This window comes from Winogradskyella poriferorum, assembly GCF_036553625.1.
GTDB lineage: Bacteria > Bacteroidota > Bacteroidia > Flavobacteriales > Flavobacteriaceae > Winogradskyella > Winogradskyella poriferorum.
This window is the reverse complement of record NZ_JAZHOU010000003.1, coordinates 33,377-56,869: the sequence shown is the minus strand read 5'-3', so window position 1 is coordinate 56,869 and position 23,493 is coordinate 33,377. Positions and strand designations below refer to the sequence as shown.

At 32.9% G+C, this 23,493-nt stretch carries 19 protein-coding genes; 6 read left to right on the top strand and 13 right to left on the bottom strand.

The annotated features are described in order from the left end of the window. The first annotated feature begins 59 nt into the window (after positions 1-59). The 6 genes from V1468_RS09800 to miaA all read left to right on the top strand — a co-directional run bounded on the left by V1468_RS09800 (position 60) and on the right by miaA (position 7,141). The gene (locus V1468_RS09800; RefSeq protein ID WP_331810064.1) at positions 60-1,298 is read left to right on the top strand and encodes a DUF1015 domain-containing protein; all 1,239 of its coding nucleotides are present in this window, start codon (positions 60-62) and stop codon (positions 1,296-1,298) included. Next, the gene (locus tag V1468_RS09795) at positions 1,288-1,947 is read left to right on the top strand and encodes a YggS family pyridoxal phosphate-dependent enzyme (RefSeq protein ID WP_331810063.1); all 660 of its coding nucleotides are present in this window, start codon (positions 1,288-1,290) and stop codon (positions 1,945-1,947) included. Before V1468_RS09800 ends, V1468_RS09795 begins: the two co-directional genes overlap by 11 nt. A gap of 85 nt (positions 1,948-2,032) precedes the next feature. After that, entirely contained in the window at positions 2,033-3,394 is a 1,362-nt protein-coding gene (locus V1468_RS09790; RefSeq protein ID WP_331810473.1) for an exonuclease domain-containing protein, read from the top strand. 4 nt (positions 3,395-3,398) lie between these two features. Further along, positions 3,399-5,351, top strand: a complete 1,953-nt coding sequence (locus V1468_RS09785; RefSeq protein WP_331810062.1) for a DUF3857 domain-containing protein — start codon at positions 3,399-3,401, stop codon at positions 5,349-5,351. 25 nt (positions 5,352-5,376) lie between these two features. Continuing rightward, on the top strand, positions 5,377-6,246 hold the full coding sequence (locus tag V1468_RS09780) for an ion transporter (protein ID WP_331810061.1): 870 nt from the start codon (positions 5,377-5,379) through the stop codon (positions 6,244-6,246). Beyond that, a complete protein-coding gene (miaA, locus tag V1468_RS09775) occupies positions 6,239-7,141 on the top strand; it encodes a tRNA (adenosine(37)-N6)-dimethylallyltransferase MiaA (protein WP_331810060.1) in 903 nt (300 codons plus the stop codon). Before V1468_RS09780 ends, miaA begins: the two co-directional genes overlap by 8 nt. Before the next feature lie 46 nt (positions 7,142-7,187). On the opposite strand, the gene V1468_RS09770 is transcribed toward miaA, so the two are convergent. The 13 genes from V1468_RS09770 to V1468_RS09710 form a co-directional block, all read right to left on the bottom strand. Continuing rightward, positions 7,188-7,901: a response regulator transcription factor gene (locus V1468_RS09770; protein ID WP_278006678.1), complete on the bottom strand. Its 714-nt coding sequence runs from the start codon at positions 7,899-7,901 to the stop codon at positions 7,188-7,190. Positions 7,902-7,910: 9 nt separating this feature from the next. Continuing rightward, positions 7,911-9,479, bottom strand: coding sequence for a sensor histidine kinase (locus V1468_RS09765; RefSeq protein ID WP_331810059.1), 1,569 nt, complete (start codon positions 9,477-9,479; stop codon positions 7,911-7,913). A 66-nt stretch (positions 9,480-9,545) separates the two neighbouring features. Continuing rightward, positions 9,546-10,136: a dephospho-CoA kinase gene (gene coaE / locus V1468_RS09760; RefSeq protein WP_331810058.1), complete on the bottom strand. Its 591-nt coding sequence runs from the start codon at positions 10,134-10,136 to the stop codon at positions 9,546-9,548. A 2-nt stretch (positions 10,137-10,138) separates the two neighbouring features. After that, the gene (locus V1468_RS09755) at positions 10,139-11,095 is read right to left on the bottom strand and encodes a YbbR-like domain-containing protein (protein WP_331810057.1); all 957 of its coding nucleotides are present in this window, start codon (positions 11,093-11,095) and stop codon (positions 10,139-10,141) included. A gap of 2 nt (positions 11,096-11,097) precedes the next feature. Further along, a complete protein-coding gene (locus tag V1468_RS09750; RefSeq protein WP_331810056.1) occupies positions 11,098-12,102 on the bottom strand; it encodes a glycosyltransferase in 1,005 nt (334 codons plus the stop codon). A gap of 75 nt (positions 12,103-12,177) precedes the next feature. Next, entirely contained in the window at positions 12,178-14,763 is a 2,586-nt protein-coding gene (locus V1468_RS09745) for a T9SS type A sorting domain-containing protein (RefSeq protein WP_331810055.1), read from the bottom strand. Between the two features lie 141 nt (positions 14,764-14,904). Further along, the gene (locus V1468_RS09740; protein WP_331810054.1) at positions 14,905-16,632 is read right to left on the bottom strand and encodes an FG-GAP-like repeat-containing protein; all 1,728 of its coding nucleotides are present in this window, start codon (positions 16,630-16,632) and stop codon (positions 14,905-14,907) included. A gap of 10 nt (positions 16,633-16,642) precedes the next feature. Then, positions 16,643-18,346: an FG-GAP-like repeat-containing protein gene (locus tag V1468_RS09735; protein ID WP_331810053.1), complete on the bottom strand. Its 1,704-nt coding sequence runs from the start codon at positions 18,344-18,346 to the stop codon at positions 16,643-16,645. A 135-nt stretch (positions 18,347-18,481) separates the two neighbouring features. After that, on the bottom strand, positions 18,482-19,294 hold the full coding sequence (locus V1468_RS09730; protein WP_331810052.1) for an enoyl-ACP reductase FabI: 813 nt from the start codon (positions 19,292-19,294) through the stop codon (positions 18,482-18,484). Between the two features lie 41 nt (positions 19,295-19,335). After that, a complete protein-coding gene (gene recN / locus V1468_RS09725; RefSeq protein ID WP_331810051.1) occupies positions 19,336-20,988 on the bottom strand; it encodes a DNA repair protein RecN in 1,653 nt (550 codons plus the stop codon). A gap of 78 nt (positions 20,989-21,066) precedes the next feature. Then, positions 21,067-21,954 carry a type IX secretion system protein PorD gene (gene porD / locus V1468_RS09720; RefSeq protein ID WP_331810050.1) on the bottom strand — a complete coding sequence of 296 codons (888 nt, stop codon included), beginning with the start codon at positions 21,952-21,954 and terminating at the stop codon, positions 21,067-21,069. After that, a complete protein-coding gene (gene coaBC / locus V1468_RS09715; RefSeq protein ID WP_331810049.1) occupies positions 21,947-23,158 on the bottom strand; it encodes a bifunctional phosphopantothenoylcysteine decarboxylase/phosphopantothenate--cysteine ligase CoaBC in 1,212 nt (403 codons plus the stop codon). Before coaBC ends, porD begins: the two co-directional genes overlap by 8 nt. 7 nt (positions 23,159-23,165) lie before the next feature. After that, positions 23,166-23,492: a DNA-directed RNA polymerase subunit omega gene (locus tag V1468_RS09710; RefSeq protein WP_278006691.1), complete on the bottom strand. Its 327-nt coding sequence runs from the start codon at positions 23,490-23,492 to the stop codon at positions 23,166-23,168. Between the last annotated feature and the right edge of the window lies 1 nt (position 23,493).

Genomic DNA, 23,493 nt, shown 5'->3' with positions numbered 1-23,493 from the left:
GTAATAGGCGTCAAAAATTTGCCACTTCACACTTATTACTTTACACTTTAAACTAAAAGATGGCTAAAATAATTCCTTTTAAAGCGGTTAAACCAACCAGAGCTATTGTTGGTCTTGTAGCAGCACGTCCTTATCAAAGTTATACTTTAGACGAACGTGAATCTAGAATGGGTTATAACCCTTATAGCTTTCTTCATATTGTTAATCCAGGTTATAAATACGACCAGGAAGTTACAGGTAAAGAACGTTATAGACTGGTAAGAAGCCGTTACGAAGAATTTAAGGAAGATGGCATTTTTGTTACCGAAAACAAACCGTCACTTTATGTTTATAAAATTGTAAACAGATACGGACAGGAATTCAACGGAATTATTGCTGCAACAAGTGCTGAAGATTACGAAAAAGATGTTATAAAAAAGCACGAGGATACCATTGCTAAACGCGAACAAACCTTTAAAACCTATCTACAAACCGTAGGCTTTAATGCAGAACCTGTGCTCCTCACCTATCCTGATAATACGGTTATATCAGACATCATAAAAGAAACTCAAAAAGGATATGCTGAATTTGAGTTTACTATGACCTATAGAGACACACATTATTTATGGAAACTAGATAATGACGAGTCTATCAAAAAGGTTCAAGAGGAATTTAAAAAAATGGAAACCATTTATATTGCAGATGGTCACCACAGATCGGCTTCATCATATTTGCTATACAAAGATGAAAAAGACAAAAATCCAAACCATAATGGTTCTGAGTCTTACAACTTTTTCATGTCTTATTTAATCCCAGAATCCGATTTAGTGATTCAAGAATTTAACCGATTAGTAAAAGATTTAAACGGATTAACAAAAGAAGAATTTTTAATAAAACTAGATGCAGTTTACAGAATTGAAAACAGAGGCATAATGCCTTACAGCCCATCTAAACCACATCATTTTAGCATGTATTTAGATGGAGAATTTTATTCGTTATATTTAAGAAAAACGAATTATAATTTTGAAAATGCGCTTGACAAACTTGATGCGCAGCTCTTGTACAGCACAATTTTAGATCCTATACTTGGTATTAAAGATTTAAGAAACGATAATAGGATTGAGTACGTACACGGCAAACACGAAATGATAACCATTAAAAGCAGTGTGGATAGTGGGAAGTTTAAAGTTGGTTTTGGCATGTGTCCTGCAACTGTACAACAAATGAAAGAAATTGCAAACGAAGGCCTTACAATGCCTCCAAAAAGCACCTATATTTTACCAAAATTAAGAAGCGGAATTACGATATATGAGTATTAAAGACAATCTTCAAAATATAAAATCAAGCATACCAGAACATGTTACTCTAGTTGCGGTTTCTAAAACCAAACCTGTTAGTGATTTAATGGAAGCTTATAATGCTGGTCAGCGAATTTTTGGCGAAAACAAAATTCAGGAAATGGCTGAAAAGTATGAACAAATGCCAAATGATATACAATGGCACATGATTGGCCATGTGCAACGAAATAAAGTAAAATATATGGCTGAGTTTGTGAGCTTAATTCACGGTGTTGACAGTTTCAAACTCCTTAAAGAAATTAATAAACAAGCTAAAAAGCACGATAGAGTCATCAGCTGTCTGCTTCAAATAAAAATTGCTGATGAGGATAGTAAATTCGGCATGTCTGCAAATGATGCTACTACCCTTTTACATTCTGATGAGTTTTCAGAATTAAAAAATATTAAAATTGTTGGTCTCATGGGAATGGCTACATTTACAGAAGATATGACACAAGTAGAGAGTGAATTTAAGTTCCTTAAAACTACTTTTGACCAACTTAAAACTGAGAACTCAGAACTCAAAACATTAAGTATGGGTATGAGTGGAGATTATAAACTCGCCATAGAATGTGGTAGTACTATGATACGCGTAGGAAGTAGTATCTTTGGCGCAAGAAATTATCAGTAGACAGTAAACAATAGACGAAGATTACACTTTTAACTTTTAACTTTTAACTTTTAACTTTTAACTTTTAACTTTTAACTTTTAACAAATTTACGCAATACTAGACATAGAAACTACTGGAGGAAAGTACAATGAAGAAGGCATTACTGAAATTGCCATTTACCGTTACGATGGTCATAAAGTAACCGATCAGTTTATCTCTCTAGTAAATCCTGAGCGCGAAATTCAACCTTTTGTGGTTAATCTTACTGGTATTAACTCTAACATGCTTAAAAATGCTCCAAAATTCTATGAGGTAGCAAAACGAATTGTTGAAATTACAGAAGATTGCATTATTGTCGCTCACAATTCAGATTTTGATTATCGTATTCTAAAAACTGAGTTCAGACGCTTAGGTTTTCCCTTTAAGCGTAAAACATTATGTACAGTAGAATTGTCTCAACAGCTTATTCCAAATATGGAGTCTTATAGCTTAGGCAAATTAACCAGAGCTTTAGGAATTCCTGTAAGTGACAGACATAGAGCTAATGGTGATGCTTTAGCAACTGTAAAATTGTTCAAAATGTTACTTAATAAAGACTCTGATAAAAAGATTATTAAGCAAGCTGTAAAAGTTGAACAAAAATCTAAGTTGGCACCAAACCTAAAAGAGATTATTGAAGCGTTACCGAGTGAAACAGGTGTTTACTACATTCATGATGCCAATGGAGATATTATTTATATTGGAAAGAGTAATAACATAAGAAAACGTATAACACAGCACTTTACCAACAAAAACTCAAAATCTAAAAAAATTCAGGTAAAAGTAGCCGCAGTAACCTATGAAAAAACCGGTAGCGAACTCGTTGCACTTTTAAAAGAAAGTGAAGAAATAAAAGCTAATAAACCTATTTTAAACAGAGCGTTAAAACGAAATCAATTTACGCAAGGACTTTACAGTTTTATTGATGATAATGGTTATGTAAATCTTCGAATAAGTCCTATAAAAAAAGACGACAAACCAATTACCACTTTCACCAATAGAAAAAGTGGAATTTCATTTTTGAATAAAATGGTTGAAACCTATGAGCTCTGTGCTAAACTTTGTGGTCTTGAGAAAACAGTATCTAGCTGTTTTAACTATGGCATTGAAGAGTGTTTTGGTGCTTGTATACAAAATGAACAACCAGAATTATATAATAAACGAGCCAATGCAGTGATAGAAAAAAACACTTATGACAATAAGGATATGATTCTCATCGACCGAGGGAGAGATATTGATGAAAAAAGTGTTATTCTAATCGAAGATGGTGTTTTTAAAGGGCTTGGTTTTTTTGATTTAAATCATCAAATTAATAATAGGGAGATTTTAGAATCACTTATTACACCAATGCAAAATAACCGAGACACCCAACATATTATTCAAAGTTATATGCGCAGAAATAAGCGTCTTAAAATTATTTATTTATAAAAATATGGTAAAAAAAATAATTACATCCTTTGCCCTCTTCTTAATCTCATTGCTATGCTTTTCTCAGGATTATAATGCAGATATGAAAGTTACCAGAGATGACTTAAAATCTACATCTTACGCAAAAGATTCTATTGCTAATGCTCTGATTATATACGATTATGGTAATGCTTTTATTGACAGAGAAACCTTTATGTTAACATGTCAAATTAAACAAAAAGTAAAAATCTTAAAAAAAGAGGGTATTGATTTAGGTGTCATAGAGGTAAAATTATATAAAGGCAAATCGTCTAGCGAAAAGATAGAAGATATTAGAGGAACAACTTATAATTTAGAAAATAATGAGATTGTCAAAACCCAACTAAAACCAAGTGCTATTTTTGAAGAAGAAAATGAGAAATACACTCTTGTAAAATTTGTCTTACCTAATCTGAAAGTTGGTAGTGTTTTCACAATCAGTTACGAAACAAGATCTCGTTTTATTACAAAATATCAGCCATGGTATTTTCAAAGTTCCAATCCTGTACTTTATAGCGAATATAATACCAGTATACCCGGAAACTATAAATACCATGTAAAACTTGTCGGTGGATTTAAGTTAGATGTTAATGAATCTAAAATAGAGCATAACTGTCTAGAAGTAGCCAGAGGTGGCTCTGCAGATTGTGTTGTTAGCAAATATGTAATGAAAAATATTCCAGCTTATAAACCTGAAGGTTACACCACCACAGACTTTAATTATATCTCAAGAATAGAATATGAGCTTAATGAAATTTTATATTTTGATGGTCGAGTAGATAAAATTTCAAAAACATGGAAAGATGTCGATAAAGAGCTGAAAACTGATGCTAATTTTGGCAGACAAGTAAGCAAAAAAAGTTTAGTTAAAAAAGTACTTCCTAAAGACATCTCTGATATTAGTGATAAACTAGAAAAAGCTAAAGCCATATATCAATTTGTCCAAAATAATTATAAATGGAATGAGAAATATGACAGGTATGATGTATCAGTAAAACAAACTGTTAAAGAAAAAATAGGAAACGCTTTTGAGATTAACCTATTATTAGAAAACCTATTAACTAATGAAGGATACACTGTTTACCCTATTATGATTTCTACTCGAGCCAATGGCTTGCCAACCAAGATTTATCCAGTTCTAACAGACTTTAATTATCTAATTCTGAAGGTGACAATCGATGGTGAAGATTATTATTTAGATGCCACAGAATCCTATCTATTTTTTGGAGAGCTACCTTATAGATGCTTAAATCAATATGGAAGGTTAATGGATTTTGAAGACGGAAGCTACTGGGAAGATATTAAGCTAGATGAATATTCTACCATATCGCATAAAGTATCTCTTAAAGCTTTTTCTGATGACGAATTTAAAGGTTTAATTGGAAGCAAATTTTCCAGATATCACGCACATAACCCAAAAAATACATATCAGCAAAATTCAATTAGTTATAAAGAAAACAAAGCAAATAATTACAAAAACATTATAATTGAGAATCATGATGTTATAGACACTGGTACTGATAGTGAAAACTTTGAAGAGACCATCAATTTCTCCCAAGAGCCAGAGTTAATAGCTGATAAAATCTACTACAATCCCTTTATCGTAAAATTCTTTGAAATTAATCCATTTAAATTACAAGAACGAACATATCCTATAGACTTCGGATACAAAGATTCTTATACTTACATACTAAATATAGACTTGGGCGAAAAACTAAAAGTTGTAGAATTGCCAGAGCAAGAAAATTTAATTCTCCCTAACAATACAGGTTCTTTCGTTTTCAATGTAGATCTTACCGATAATAAATTAACTTTAATCTTTAAGTTGAAATTTGACAAAATCATTTATGAACCAGAATATTACAATTACCTAAAAATGTTTATGAGTAAAGTGGTTAAAACTCAAAATAATACTGTAATAGTATTTGAAAAAACATAAAATCTACTTTTTGTATTTTTAAAACGTGGAATCGGAAAACAAACATACCTGGCGAACAAGACTACATGAAATAATTTATGAAGCAGATACTCCTGCAGGAAAATTGTTTGATGTTGTTTTACTTATAGCTATTCTAGCCAGCATTATTTTAGTGATGCTAGAAAGCGTAAGTAGTTTTGATGATAAGTACCACAACTTATTGAATATTGGCGAATGGATTATTACTGTTTTGTTTACAATAGAATATATTCTAAGAATTGTAACCGTAAATAAGCCCATAAAATATATTACTAGCTTTTATGGTATAATAGATTTACTATCTACCATACCAAAATATTTATCTTTAATATTTGTAGGAACTCATGCTCTTGTCGCACTTCGTGCATTACGTTTAATAAGAATTTTCAGAATTTTGAAATTAGCACGTTATTTAGGTGCCTCTAATCAACTAGCGAATGCTATAAAAGCTAGCAGAGCCAAAATTTCTGTTTTCCTATTTGCAGTACTAATAGCCTCTGTCATTTTCGGAACCATTATGTACATGGTAGAAGGTGCAGATAGTGGTTTTACTAATATACCCAAAAGTGTTTATTGGTGTATTGTAACAATGACTACTGTAGGATTTGGAGACATAGCTCCCGTAACACCATTAGGCCAATTTATAGCAGCTGTTATTATGATTATGGGTTATGGTATAATTGCTGTACCAACAGGCATTGTTTCTGCAGAATACACAAAAGCTTCTGGTAGCGATAAAAAAGTATCTGATGAAGAACATAAGCATTTACAAACCGTTGTATTAAACTCCCAATGTTGTATTAACTGCTTGGCAGAAAAGCATCAAGATGATGCTATATATTGCCACAAATGTGGGTGTAAACTTCATCATGACTAAAACCCTTATTTCTATAGTTGGCCCAACAGCCATTGGCAAAACTGCGCTTAGTATAAAGCTAGCACAATACTTTAACACCGAGATTATCTCGGCAGATTCTCGTCAGTTTTTTAAAGAAATGAATATTGGAACTGCTGTTCCTTCCACTGAAGAACAAAACGCAGCAAAGCATCATTTTATTCAACATATATCCATAAAAGACAATTATAGTGTAGGTGATTTTGAACGTGATGCTATATCAAAAATTGAATCAATTCATAAAAATAATGATATAGCGATAATGGTTGGTGGCTCTGGTCTTTATGTAAAAGCCGTCACCAAGGGTTTAGACAACTTTCCAAATGTAGATGAGAGCATACGAACTGAGTTAAATAAAAGACTTATAGATGAAGGCATTGAAGCACTTCAAAAGAAACTAAAGTCATTAGATCCTAAAGCTTATGAATCCATTGCAATAGATAATCCTCAACGATTAACAAGAGCTTTAGAAATTTGTATTGGCTCTGGGCAAGCTTATTCATCTTTTTTAACAAATCCTGAAAAATCCCGACCTTTTAAAACCATATCTATAGGTTTAAATGCAGAACGATCTACAATCTATGATAGAATTAATCAACGTGTAGATATTATGGTAAAAAATGGTTTGGTAGAAGAAGCTAAAACGCTATTAAAACACAAAGATTTAAATGCCCTTAATACAGTAGGTTACAAAGAACTCTTCAACTATTTTGAAGGTGAATGGACGCTTGATTTTGCAATCTCAGAAATTAAGAAAAATACCAGACGATTTGCAAAGCGACAGCTAACGTGGTTTAGAAAAGACGATACTATAAAATGGTTTGATTATACAACTGATATTAATAATATAACCGAGTACATCGAAAAAAACTTATAAAAAAAATCCGATGTTTAAAACATCGGATTTTTTATATATAAAAGAATTAACTTTCTTTTCCGTTGACTACTAGCCTAAACCCTTCTCCGTGAATATTCAAAATTTCAACTTTTGGATCTGGCTTTAAATACTTACGTAATTTAGCAATATACACATCCATACTACGAGAGGTAAAGTAATTATCATCTCTCCATATTTTTGTTAATGCTAATTCTCTTGGCATTAAATCATTTTCATGTAAGGCTAATAAGCGTAATAGTTCGTTTTCTTTTGGCGATAATTTTGTTGGCTCTCCTCCATCAAATTTTAAGAAACGAAGCTTAGAGTTAAGATCAAAACGACCAATTTTAAACTCAAACTGCTTACTATCTGCAACAGAATCTGTAGCCTTACGCTGCATAATTGCTTTTATTTTCATTAAAAGCACTTCGCTATCAAAAGGTTTGTTAAGATAGTCGTCTGCACCAACTTTGTACCCTTTAAGTACGTCTTCTTTCATTGCTTTAGCAGTTAAGAATATAATTGGCACGTCTGTGTTTTTTTCTCGTATTTCTTTGGCTAGAGTAAATCCGTCTTTGTAAGGCATCATTACATCTAAGATACAAAGATCGAAATCGTCTTTTTTGAACTTCTCAAAACCTTCCATTCCATTTTTGGCATGGACAACGTCGTAATCGTTCATCATTAAATAATCTTTTAAAACGGTTCCAAAATTTGGATCGTCTTCTACCAAAAGAATTTTCTTGTTTTGCTCTTCCATGATTCGTTTTTATGATATTAACGGTAGCTTTATTATAAAAGTACTACCCTTTCCTTTTTCGCTTTCTACTGATATATGACCTTGATGGTCGTCTATTATTTGTTTTACATAGGCTAATCCTAACCCATGACCTTTTACATTATGTACATTTCCTGTATGTTCTCTATAAAATTTTTCAAACACGCGCTTTGCCACTTGCTTAGACATTCCGTTACCTTGATCGGCAATTTTTAAGATAACATTGTTTCCAACATTTTCTGTATAAACATCTATTTTTGGCTCGTCGTCTGAATACTTAACAGCATTATCTAGAATGTTTACAATAACATTTGTAAAGTGCGACTCGTTTGCTAAAACAGAGGTTTGAGTTGCATTTAGATGTGTCTTTACATATCCTTTTCTGTCTTCTACTATTAACTCTATGTGAGTTACCGCGTCTTCAACTAAGTCGTGTAACTCTAGGCGCTCCTTACTTATATTAAGTTCGTTTTTTTCTAGTTTAGATATACGTAATACATTTTCTACTTGTGCATGCATACGTTTGTTTTCATCCTTAATCATACCTAGATAACGTTTTACTTTATCTTGGTCTGCTATAATTTTTGGATTTTTTATAGCATCTAATGCCAGATTAATAGTAGCTATTGGTGTTTTAAACTCGTGCGTCATATTGTTAATAAAATCTGTCTTTATCTGCGATATTTGACGTTGCCTTATTAATTGGTATATGGCACTAGAATAAGCTAAAATGATAACTCCTGTAAATACTATAGATAACACTATCATTTTTAGTATTGTTGACAATAGAAATCGCTTTCGTTCAGGAAAATCTACATAAAGTCTATAACTACTTTCGTTATTAGTGTCTAAAAATATTGGGACACCTAAAAAGGCATTATTTTTTTCAAAATTTCTTGTTTGCACCTTTGTTGCTAAATCATCATCATAAATAGCAAATTCAAAATTGGTATCTATCCCTTCATCCTTTAAGTGTCTCTTTAGCAAAGTTTCAACCTGCAAAGCAGTAACTCGCTTATATATAGGCACTTCTCTTAAAAAGGTTTTAAAAGTATCTTCATAGGCCTTTTTATCTATTTCAGAAAGGTTTGAAAATTCTACAAGAGTCTTTGTTGGCTTAATACCTTGATTACCATCTAGCGTATTCCTATCAAAATATTCTGTTGTACGCTCGCTAGTAAAATTACTAATATCTATACTGTCCGTATCAATTTCAAAGAACAATGAAGGCACTTTAAAGCGCTCTTCTAAAATAGTATTACGATGAATTATTGTTTGATCATTAACAACATCTTCTGTCGTAATATACAATTGTCTTATTGCTGTGGAATCTGGCTTTCTATTGTTTGCAATGTAAGGCTGAATTAAACCATAAAACTTTCTAATTTCGTAATCTTGAATATCTCTAGACACAAAACTTAAAGCCCTGGTTACGCTTCGAGTAAAATTATCCTCCTCATTTTTTAAACTATTATTAATAAAAAATGATTGCACAAAAATGATACCGATGAGCGAAAGGCTCATTAAAACCACCAATAAGATGAATAGTTTTTTACTCATCAGCCAAATTTAACATTTTAACATTTAGCACAAATTATGTTTAACCTTACATTAACAAACGGAAGATTATTGTGCTTTTGACTTTTTTAATAAAATTTGATGAATAGAAAGGGCTTGTTCCTTAGCTTCTTCTAGCTTATTATTATTAATTACGAAGTGAGATTTTTTAATCTTCTCTTCATCAGAAAGTTGATTACTTATAATAGACTCTACTTTTTCTTTTGAAGCGTTGTCTCGCTTCATAACGCGCTCTATTCTTAAAGCTTTGTCTGCAACGACTGTGATAATATAATCGTATTGATATTCTAGGTTGTTTTCAAAAATAATCGCTGCTTCTTTTATGACATAAGGAGAATCTTGCTTTTTTAACCATCTGTTAAAATGCGATCCAACCTTTGGATGAACAATTGCATTCATTTTAGACAACAACGTTCTGTCATTAAAAATTTTTGAAGCCAAATATTCTCTATTTAATTTACCTTCCTTATACGCATCTTCGCCAAAGAGTGCGGTTAGCTTTCGCTTTATTACTTTAGAGCGATTCATTAAAGCTTTAGCCTCTTTGTCTGCAATATACACAGGTATTCCTTGAGATTGAAACCACTTTGCTATTGTAGTTTTTCCACTTCCTATACCGCCTGTTAAACCAACTACCATCATTACAATCTTATAAAATCTATGCGTTTTTGTTTTATGTTGACACGTTTAACAAACTCAGGCATCTTAGCTATCTTCGGCACAAAATACGTCTGATTATTATTAATTAGACTATAATCGCACTCTACAGAAAATGCTGATGGCGTAATAGAATTAAAACTTTCTAAATCCACATAATACGAAAGGGTTACTGTCTTGGGAAAGTAATTAATTAACACATTTTCTGGCTTGTTAATTATGGTTAATGGCACCTCAATCTTACCTTCGGTAAAGCGTTTTACTGTTGCCTCCACGTCTATAGATTTAGGAAAAACCTCAACATCTTGAATTTTATTAATCATAACCGAGGTCTTAATGTCTGTATTTACCTCTGTTAATTTTAACTGATTAGTGGTTACAAAACTAATGTCTGCAATTTTATCTGTTGGTCCTACAATTTTTACACTATCGTTACTTAACGTAAAATTGCCATACAAATCATATCCTGTTGCATATTTTATATCAGAATTTAGCTTAACACGCACAAACTTAGATGCTCTTTTAGAATAAGATATATGTAATAAATCTGGCTTTAACGACCGTATTTTATAAGAGGATCCGAGTTGCTCTTCTAATAGAAAACTATTTTTTTGCACCTCGAAAACAAACTCATTTTCATTAACAATTACATCTTCATTAGCATTTAAACTAATGGTTTCAGAATTATTAAAAATATAAGGTATTAGTGCAAACCCCTTGGCTTCTACAACAGCTTCAATGATATCAGAGGAGTCTGACTTAATTATTATTTCTTCTGCCAAGTCTGTAAACTTTACTTTTACATTAATCGGCTGGTTATAATCACTAGAAAGTTTAGAAAATATCAAAAAAACAAAAGCTATACCCAAAAAGACACCAAAACGATTAATATTTCGTTTTTTAAGTATTTCTAATATGTTAGCCTTTTTTTTTGAACACATTTTTAACTAAAGAATAAATGAGGAAAAGCTTTCTCTGGTTGCTTTCTTAATATTACAAGACTAATGGTAGACTTTATAAAACCGTAGCCATAACCAAAAAACTGAATCAGAACAGCTACTAAAGCCAATAAAGCTACAACTAAATTCTTGCTACTTAACAAAGCAAGTATAAAAGCTATGCTAAAATAAACCACATATAAATATATTAGCAACATAATACCAAATAAACTAAGTACACTCGCTATTATTAAACCAATCACAAATAACGTTGGTAACCAATATGTAATACTTTTTGAGGTAGGATGCCATTGATTAAGTATTGGTCTTACCATACCAAACTTATTTACTTGCTTATAAAACTTAGACCATGATATGCGTCTTTTATGAAATACAAAAGCATTTTTTATTAAAGTGGTCTTAAATCCCAATTTTAATAATCTAAGTGATAAATCTGGATCTTCGCCTGGATGAATTTTCCCAAAACCTCCTGTTTCTAAAAATGCTTTTTTAGACAAGCCCATATTAAAACTTCTAGGCTGAAAATCTTCAATTTGCTGTTTTCCACCTCTTATACCTCCAGTTGTTATAAAAGAGGTCATTGCAAAATTAATTGCTTTTTGAAGATTAGAAAATGATGTATGTGCGGCGTCTGGTCCGCCAAAGCAATCATAGTATTTTTTTGAAAGAAAATTGTTTACTTCTATCAAATAATTAGAGGGTAGAATAACATCAGAGTCTAATATTATAAAATAATTTCCCTTAGCATGATTCATTCCAAAGTTTCTGGAATCTCCTGGCCCTGAATTTTCTTTAAAGAAATAAGAAATATTCAAATGACTCTTGAAACTATCAGCAATATCCTCAGACTTTATAGTAGATCCATCTTCTACAATAACAATTTCATAGTTTAGATTGCCCTCTAAATTCTTAAAACTATCAAGAAGTTCCTTAATCTCGTCTGGCCTATTATACACAGGAATTATAAAAGAATAATATATCTTTTCCATAGCTACAAAAGTAACTAAAGAAAACACAAAAGCCACCTATATAGGTGGCTTTTGATAATATATAATTGTCTAAAATTATTGCTTAATTACTTTTATTGTTTTAGTAATATTAGCGATAGTAACCTTAACAAAGTAAGCACCATCTTGTAAGCTAGACATGTTTAATTCACTATTAACAGTATTTGGTGTAGCTCTTAATACTTCTTGACCAAGCATATTATACATTGTAACATTCTCAATAGTATTTTGAGCATTTAATGTTAAACTTCCTTTCGTTGGATTAGGATAATAAGTAAATGCCGCTTCATCTTCAAAACTATCAACACTTAAAGGATTACAAAAAACATTTGCTACCCAACCTGGTCGTGTTACAGAACCATCTGAAGTGAATACAAATGTTATACATCCAGAAGGATCAGTAGATGTGATTGTCATACCTTGTAAATCACCCGTACCTACAGCTGGCACATCATTTCTATCCCAACACCATATTGTTCCACCTCCTGGAGGGTCTATAGTTGTTGCAGTATTATCCGGACCATCATAGATTGTTAAACCATCATAACAAGCTGAAGTACCATTGTTTTCTGTACTAAAAGATGTGAAATCTACCGAAACAACATCACCAGGACTATCTGGACAAATGGTATAAGTAATTGTTTCATTGTTTGAATAACTACCACTCTGTCCACCTGAGTCTAAAAAGATACCGCTTGTACAATCTGGTGCTACAGCAACATAAGGTGTTGCAAAAGCAAATGGACCAGCCCAAGCAGACACTCCATCCACCCCACAATCAGTTTGTACATAAAACTCATAACTATTATCTCCAACAAGTCCTGTAGCCACGTAAGGGTTAGTAGTAACTCCAGATACCGTTGGTGTTCCTGTAACAGTACCTCCAGCAGTTAAATCTACAATTTCTATATTCCACATAGTAGCAGTACCATTTTCTGTCCAACTTAATTCAGCAGTTGTTTCTGTAATGTTTGCGGCACCTAATGCTGAAGGTGTAGGACATGTTTCTAAAGTTGTAAATGAGAAAGGACCAGCCCAAGCTGAACCACAATCTGCACGAACATAAAAATCGTAAGCAGTATTTTCTGTTAATCCCATAGCGCCGTATGGATTACTAACACCAGCAGCCGTTGGAGTACCCGTTGGAGTAAATCCATCAAGACCAAGCTCAACATCCCAAGCAGTTGCAGAACCGTTTTCTGTCCATCCTAAATCAGCTGTAGTATCTGTAATATTAGTAGCTGTTAAAGCGTTTGGCGTAGCACAAGCTGGAAATTCTGTAAATGATATATTATCTATAGCTATATCACCTTCAAAACTACCTGCACTTGTAGCTCTTAACGTTATAGTAACAGTTTGACCTGCGTAAGCTGCTAAATCAACTACAGCAAGTTCCCATGGAGTTGTTTCTGTTGCTTGTTGTTGACCAGAAAGAGACCAAACATTATCAGTTCCGTTAACTATAACATCTAGAGTACCTATTTGACCACCAAACATATGATAATTAAATAATATTGCTGGATCTGTTAAAGATGTTAAATCTACTAATGGTGATACTAACTCGGCAACATCACCAACGCCAGCACCTGATGCTTCTGTAAAGAAATAATTACCTGTAGTAATAGTAGGCGAAGGTCCTGTACCACCTGAAGACGTATCTGTACCCGCAGCTGATTCCCAATAAAAACTACCACCTGTATTTGATCCCGACCAACAGTTTTCTCCACTAAAAGGAGCCGTTGAAACAGTAAATGTCTCAAAGTCCTCTGTGTAAGCAGCAACAGGCGCACAAGCAGTGGTGAACGTAAAAGGTCCTACCCAGTTAGAAGTACCTACACCACCACAATCGGCTTGTACGTAAAAATCGTAAGCTGTTTCAGCTGTTAAGCCTGAAGCCGCATAAGGATTTGCTACACCAGAAGCTGTTGGAGTTCCTGTAGCAGGCGAACCATTTGTTACAACCTCTACATTCCATGCTGTTGCTGTACCGTTTTCCATCCAACCTAAATCGGCAGTAGTATCGGTTATACTTGTAGCAGATAACATAGAAGGATCTATACAAGATGGTGGAGTTTCAGACATAATTGTTGGAGACTCTACACACCAACCATATTGCCAACCAGTTTGATCGTCATAAGAAACTCTGTATTGGAACCCAGACAATTGAGTAGCTGTGTAACCAGAGATGTCTAATGGAGGAGTTGTGTAAGCTTCAGAAATTACACAACCTTGATAATCCGCTACTGTAGTTGTATTACCAGTAAATTGATAAACCTGTGACCAAGTCATAGCATCTGCATCGTATACTTCAATAGCTAACACATCACCACCTAAGGCGTAGTAAGTAAAGTTACCACTCACAGTAATCCAAGTTTCACCTGCACCAGCTGCTGCTGTTAAATCTATAACAGGCGAAGTAGCTTCAATGGTGTCTGCAGATCCATTACCAGCAGCATCATCATCAAAAATAAAGTTTGCACTTGCAGTTGTAGGATCTCCTGCAAGTCCACCTGGTGTATAGCTACCAGAAAGCGTCCAAGCTGCGTTAGGCCAACCAGCTGGTTGGTTTAAAGTCTGTGAAACACTCACAAACGTACCTAACATAAACATTATTACAAAAACATTAATTGTAATTTTTTTCATATAAACATAAATTTTAAGTTAGTAATATGTTAAAAATATGTCAATATTTTACAATACACCTTATCATTATTTACTAATCGACAAAAAACAAAAAACATCGCTAAATCGCATGCGATGTTTTAACTATTTATTTTAAAAGAGTTAATACTTGATAAATCTTTTTAAAGATTGTTTATATGAATTTTTTAATTTAATGAAATAATGTCCAGAAGTCAAATCTTTAATGTTTACGTATCCTGAACTATCTATTTTACCACGCAAAAATACCCTTCCGCTGAGGTCTAAGATTTCATAGGTAATATTATATGCGCCAAAAGCATTAATATACAAGTAATCATTTACTGGATTAGGATAAATATTAACATTAAAATTATTAAAATCTCTAGTATTTAAAGAATTAGAACCTTCTGTTATTGAGAGCAATTGATTTGGACTGACATTGTACAAAATATCTTGCATACCACTTAGCCAAGTAACCTTAACATAATCAACAATAGTATTTAAACCTAATCCAAAAAACTCAGTACCACTATTTTGCCCCATATATCCTTCACCACAAAGTGTATATCTATATTGCTTTTGCCCATTGACACTTATCTCTATTCTAGACCCTATACCTTGCTTATTACTAGTTGTTCCCTCTAACTTTACTTTTAACCAGTTATTTGTAGTAGTTGTTAGATTTTTCCAAAGAAATAAATCTTCATTATTGGAATTACTAACAATAATTTCGGGATAACCATCATTATCAATATCTCCCATAGCATTGGTATAACTTTCTAGGTTATCATTACTAAAGCTACCATTGCTTAAAATAGTAAATGTGTTACTGCCTTGATTTTCATAGAAAGCAGCCGATAAAAATTGTGGATCTGCTCCGTTAGCCTGGGCACTTACATAAAGATCTAAGTCCCCATCATTTTCAGCATCAAGAAATACTGAACCCCAAGCCGAACTATTGAATGTGGTTCCAGAATCTTGAGCCATATCGGTAAAAGTCCCATCCCCATTGTTTCTAAAAAGTATATTACCATCTGGTCCATTTGTTATATATATATCAAACCAACCATCATTATCATAATCTCCAATAGTTGTACTCATCGCATCTATAGCCACATTGGTACCAGAAGATTCTCCTATTTCAGTAAATGTGCCATCTCCATTATTGTGATATAGCAGGTTTTGTGTTTGCGTCTTGTCGTTAGCTACGTATAAATCTTGCCAGCCATCATTGTTGTAATCAAAAAAGGCTGCACACAATGATAAGTAACTCCCTAACCCAATCCCAGAATTGATATTAACGCTAATAAAAGTTCCATCACCATTATTTTTAAATAAAAAATTAGGGATTTGAAAGTTGAGATCTCTATTACATATAAAGACGTCCAAAAACCCATCATTATTATAGTCTCCCCAAGAAGCTCCAAATGTGAATAGATTGTCTAATGGAAGTCCCGCGGAAATGGTGATATCCGTTAGGCCAACGACATCATTTCTATAAAGTCTATTTCCATTGGTATTACTAGTAATGAATAAATCATTATCTCCATCATTGTCAAAATCAACCCAAACAACCTGCTTGTGCTGAAAATTATTAGACGGGTTTAATACTGTCTCTTGTATAAAAAAACCATCTTGAGTGTTCTTGAATATTTTTAAATTGTCACTGTTTTCTGTAGCAAGAGTTATATCGTCCCAACCATCATTATTATAATCATAGAATGAAATGCCGCCTCCATAATTTATAATACCACAAGAGGAACCTACACCTCTTGCTGAAGCTTGATTTTGAAAATTTATTTGACAATAAATACCCTCAAAACCTAACATACAAAACAGAATAGTTAACAAGTTTAATAATGATCTCATATACTATCAACTAATTTTTAATCAATTTAACAACTTTTTTTACCGAGCCTTCAAACTCTAGTTGGCAAAAATAAATACCACAATTTAGACTGCTCAAGTTTATGGTTAAATTTTTATCATTAGTTTTTCCTTTTAATACTTTCTTTCCAAGGTTGTCAGAAATAATATAAGCATCAATATTAATAGATGATTGTATATTGAAAAGCTCATTTACCGGATTTTTATAAAAAATCTTTGGATCACCATTGTATTCGGTAAGTGACAAAGTAGATCCTTCGACAATATTTAATGTTTGATTAACTGGTACATTATACAAAATATCTACTAGCCCACTAAGCCAAGTTACTTTAACATAATCAACTATGGTATTATGCTCTGTTCCAAAAAACTCTGTTTGAGAATTTTGTGACAAGTAACCTTCTCCACAATGCGTATATCTATACTGTTTTTCGCCATTAATGGAAATTTCTATAAATGAACCAATACCTTGTTTGTTACTTACTGTTCCTTCAAGCTTTACTTTTAGCCAATTATTAATGTCTGGAGTATTATTTTTCCAGAGAAATATGTTACTATGACTTATATTGTTTACAACTATTTCTGGATAACCATCATTATCTGTATCTCCTATAGCATTGCTATAACTATATGCAAAATCATTAGGAACTGCATTATTATACAAACTAAAATTACCATTATTATCATTAACATAAAACCCAGAAGACAATAAAGTTGTATTGCTTCCATTACCCTCACCACTAATGTATAAATCTAGATCTTTATCATTATCTGCATCTAGAAATACAGCACCCCAACTGGTACTATTAAAAGTAACATTATAGGATTGAGCCATATCAGTAAATGTACCATCTCCGTTATTAATAAAAAGAACATTATTATTAGGATCATTAGTAATGTACATATCTAACCATCCGTCAGCATTAACGTCGTCTACTGTTATCGTCATTGCATCAATACTTATATCTGTACCTGTTGCTTCAGCTACTTCAGTAAAAGTACCATCACCATTATTTCTGTACATTAAATTACGAACCACATACTTATCGTTAGAAACATAGATATCTTGGTCTCCATCATTGTCATAATCTAAAAAAGCAGAACAAAACGACATATAACCAGTGTTAAACAAACCAGCTTCATTATTTGCCAGAGTAAATGTATTGTCGCCATTATTTTTATATAAGATATTTGGAATAAAATTGTCTCTAATGCTTAAAAAAACATCTAAATACCCATCATTGTTATAATCACCCCAAGAAGCACCATAATACGGAAATTCATCTAGTAACATACCGCAAGTTTCAGAAATATCTAGCATTATCATGTTACCTGTATTCTCATAAATTCTAATACCAGAATTGTCACTTGTAATAAACAAGTCGTTATCTCCATCGTTGTCTATATCTACCCAATTTAACTGTTTTGCATTGAGATCATTTGTTGCTATATTAAGATTATGCGGAACAAAATTTCCATTAATATTTTTGTAAAAATAAATTGGGTCTCCATTAGCTGAGGCAATAGAAATATCATCCCATCCATCATTATCATAATCATAAAAACTTATTCCACTACCTAAATACGTATAGCCACAACTGGCAGTTACACCTAATTGTTGTGAACTTTCTGTGAAGGATATCTGTGCTACTGAAAAATTAAATGCTACTAAAGTCCAAATCCATATTCTTTTCATAACCTGCAAAACATATTCTATAACGGAGAACCATTCTACCTAAGACCAAAATATAATATTAACAACTATTTAACAAAAAAAGCGCAGCTTTTTTAGAGTTGCGCTTTCATTATTGAATTATTGTTTAAAAACAAACTATTCCTCTGTGAATTTCTCCATAACAGCGTCACTTACTCCCATATTACTAAATCCTCCATCGTTATAAAGGTTTTGAAGTGTAACACGACGTGTTAAATCACTAAACAATGTCACTGTGTAGTTTGCACAATCCATTGCAGTAGCATTACCTAATGGAGACATTTTTTCTGCATAAGAAATAAAGCCATCAAAACCTTTTACTCCACTTCCTGCAGTAGTTGGTGTTGGTGATTGTGAAATCGTATTTACACGGACTTTTTTGTCGCGACCGAAGAAATAACCAAAACTACGAGCAATACTTTCTAAGTAAGCTTTATTGTCTGCCATATCATTATAATCTGGAAATACGCGTTGCGCTGCCATATAAGTAAGAGCAACAATGCTTCCCCATTCATTCATAGCATCAGCTTTGTAAAGTGTTTGCATAACTTTATGGAATGACATTGCAGACACATCAGTTCCTTTCTGAGTCCAATCATACTTTTGATCTGTATAATGTCTTCCTTTTCTAACATTAATAGACATACCGATAGAATGCAAAACAAAATCTAATTTACCACCCAAAATCTCCATTGATTTTTCTACAAGGTTCTGTAAATCTTCTTCTGATGTTGCATCTGCAGGAATTATTTGAGAACCTGTTTTTTCTGCCAATGCATTAATTTGCCCCATACGCATTGCTACAGGAGCATTAGTTAACACAAACTCACCACCTTCTTCATGCACGCGCTCTGCGGTTTTCCATGCTATTGAGTTCTCATCAAGAGCTCCAAAAATGATTCCTTTTTTTCCTTTTAATAAGTTATACATAGTGTATTATTTTAGTCAGTTTTAATGCTGTAAATATAGTATTAATTCAACAATTGCTTTGCATGAGCCATGGCAGATTCTGTAATATCTGCTCCACCTAACATTTGCGCTATTTCAACAATACGCTCTTCTTCTGTTAAGCGTTTTAAGTTGGTCTCTGTAATGTCGTTATTATCTGTTTTATATACTTTGAAATGCGAATTTCCTTTAGCCGCTATCTGTGGTAAATGAGTAATAGCAAATACTTGCATTCTTCCGCTCATCTGCTTCATAATATCTCCCATCCTATTTGAAATTTCTCCCGAAACCCCTGTATCAATTTCATCAAACATTATAGATGGCAACTGAATATATTCTGACAATATTGATTTAATAGCTAACATTATTCGAGATAACTCACCGCCTGATGCAGATTTCTTAAGCTCGTTATAACTAGAGCCTTTATTAGCCATAAACAAAAACTGTAGACTATCTTTTCCGTTTGGCAAAAATCGGTCTACTTCTGCTAAGTCTATTTTAAATTTAGCATTAGGCATCCCTAAATCCGACAACAAACTTTCAAGCTTTTGAATTAAAATTGGCACTACAGATTGTCGTTTTTTAGAAATTTGAGCTGCTAATTTATTTAGGGTCTGTTCTACATTAGACAACTCTATTTCCTTTTCTTTTATAGCCTCATCTAAACCTTCTGTATCGGATACTTTAGATGACAACTCATTTTTAATAGAAATTAAATCTTCTATCCGAGAAACCGAATGTTTTTGAAACAGGTTATTTATAATTTGAAGCTGAGAATTTATACGCTCTAACTCTTGAGGGTCGGTAGACAAAGCCTCTTCCAAATCATCTAACTCCAGCAACAAATCATCTAATTCTATATGAACGCTTGCTATTCGCTCAGCCATGACTTCATAGGCTTTTCCAAAACCAGAGATTTTATTAAGTTCTTGTTTTACGGTATTTAACTGATCAACAACTCCTTGATCCTCCAAGCTTAAAATGCCTTTAGCATTAGCAAGCTTCTCTCCTATTACTTCTACATTGTTAAGCTGCTCATACTGTGCCTCTAAATCTTCTAGATTAATAGATTCTAACTTTGATTCATTGAGCTCATTTACCAAAAAGAGATTGTAATCATATTCTTTAATTAACTCTGCTTTAGAGTCCTTTAAAGTCTGTAACGCTTTCTGTAACGCTTTATAATCTGACAGTTTCTTAGAATACAATTCTAAGTTCTCTTTATGACCTGCAAGAGCATCTATAACCCTAAACTGATAATCATTCTCAACCAATTGTTGTGTTTGGTGTTGCGAATGAATATCTATAAGATGAGAACTTAAATCAGACAATGCATCTAGCGTTGTTGGTGTATCATTAATAAAAGCACGAGACTTGCCTGATGGTAAAATTTCCCGTCTTATTATGGTTTGTACGTCATAATCTAAGTCTAACTCCAAGAAAAGCGGTTTTAGATTATAGTTAGCTATATCGAAGCTAGCTTCAATTATACATTTTTCGTCTTTATCTTTTACCTGGCTTAAGTCTGCGCGTTTGCCTAAAACTAAAGACAAGCCTCCTAATAAAATGGACTTACCTGCTCCTGTTTCACCAGTAATAATAGTTAATCCATTATTAAATTGAACATTGAGCTCATCTATTAGAGCATAATTTTTTATGTAAAGAGAGGTTAGCAAAAATCTATAATTTGTTTTTTACAAAAATATAGAATCTCTGTTAAGTTAAGAATGGCTATTGAAAAAATAAATAGAAAATTAAAACTTAATATTTCGCCATTTCTGAGAGTGCATTGGCGCAATTTTATTGAGTATATCTACAGCTTCGGCAATGTTAACACTTGGTCCTCCAGAGAGAATATCCATTATCTCATCTGATTTTGCATCAAAAAACACGCGTAGCAAGTATGAGTTAGGTCTCCTCTTATGAATTTTTTGTAACTCTGATAATGTGGAGATAACTTCAGATTTACCTTTTTTAGCATCGTCTGCCATAACATCCATACCTTGCATATGATAATTATACATGGTTGTTCTTATTTCTTTAAATGTTGGCGAAAGCAGGTTATCTATTAAAGCAAAACGCGATTGTAAACCATCTTCCAGTTTCCAGCCTTGTCCATTTAATTGCTGTGAATAATTAGCTATAGTTTGCGCTTGAGAAAAGTATTCATCACCTCCATTTAATTCAAACGAATCTGCATCCATACCCAAAATCATGAATACATGAAACGAAAGAACAGACACTAAATTAGACTCAAACTGCAGTGGATTAAATACCATATTTTGATATTCAATATACTGAAAATTGAAATCCTTATCATTATAATTGTAAACAGGTGAGCTGTACGTAGAATTAAAAACAGGCCTTGATGATGACACCTGCAAAGTTGCACTAAAATTATCGTTCTCGTATGCCGTTACATTAATAACCATACTACAGTTAATACGCTCTTCTGCGCCAAAGCTTTTTTCGGTCCATTTGGTGTTGTTAATAAACTCATTCAGCTGCTTTTCTAATGTTTTAAAAACAACATTATTATCATTACCTGTTTGTTGAGCTATAACATTAACGGTACAATTCAACTCTTGCGAAAACACAACGGCTGAACATAAAAAGGCGAATAAAACTAGTAATTTACGCATTTAGCTGTTTTAAGATCTGTTGCATTAAATCTTTAGCAACTTCAGCCTTAGATTTAAGCGGATTTTCTATAACATCGTTAGTCGATGTGATAAATGTAACTTTATTTGTTGATACTCCAAAACCTGCTCCCTTATCTTGCAATGAATTGAGAACAATTAAATCTAAATTTTTAGATTGTAATTTTCCTTTAGCATGCTCTAACTCATTATTGGTTTCTAGTGCAAAACCTACAAGTAGTTGGTGTGCTTTTATGGCTCCTAAAGATTTTAGAATATCTTTTGTTTTTTCTAACTCTATACTAAACGTAGCATCCTTCTTTTTTATTTTTTGACTCGCTACATTTTTTGGTCTGTAATCTGCAACAGCTGCAGAAAGAATTGCTATATCTGAAGCTTCAAAATGCTTGTGAACTTCATTATACATGTCCTCTGCACTTACAACAGGCTTTACTGTAACTAAACTGTGTGTAATAGTTTGATGCGTTGGTCCTGACACAAGAACAACCTCAGCTCCAAGATTTGCTGCTGCTTTTGCAATTTCAAAACCCATTTTTCCGCTAGAATGATTTCCAATAAATCGCACAGGATCTAATGCCTCATAGGTTGGTCCTGCAGTAATAAGTACCTTTTTACCATATAATGGTAATTGGCTTAAAATATCTTTTTCTACAAAACTTACAATATCTTCTGGTTCTGCCATACGACCTTCTCCTACCAAACCACTGGCTAATTCTCCGGTTCCTGCTGGAATCATTTTGTTACCATATGTGGTTAGTTTGTCAAAAGACGTTTTTGTAGACTCGTGTTTGTACATATCTAAATCCATAGCAGGAGCAAAATATACAGGACACTTAGCAGAAAGATAAGTTGCTAAAAGGATATTATCGCAAATACCATTAGCCATTTTTGCCATAGTATTTGCTGTGGCAGGAGCTATTATAAAATAGTCTGCCCATAATCCTAATTCTACATGATTGTTCCAAACCTCATTATCATCATCTTCGTCAACAAAAGATGAGTATACAGGATTCTTAGATAAGGTTGAAAGTGTAAGTGGAGTTATAAAATCTCTAGAAGCAGGCGTCATAACAACTTTAACGTTAGCGCCTGCTTTAATGAATAATCTGACTAAACTAGCAGATTTATATGCGGCAATACCTGCGGTAATGCCTAATAAAATATTTTTGTCTCTTAGAATAGACATCTAAGGATTATTGTTTAGAATCCTCAGTGTTTCTGTGGTAAATTTTACCATCTAACCACTCTTTTACTGCTAATGCATGTGGCTTTGGTAATTTTTCGTAAAACTTAGAAACTTCGATTTGCTCTTTGTTTTCAAAAATTTCTTCAAGACTATCGTTGTAAGTTGCAAACTCTTCTAGCTTGTCTATTAACTCACGTCTTATGTCTGTGTTAATTTGCTCAGCACGCTTAGAGATAACCGAAATCGCTTCGTAAATGTTATCTGTTGCAGCATCAACTTCATTTCTGTTATACGTTACAGTTGAAACAGGTGCATCTGTCTTTTTTAAATCCATC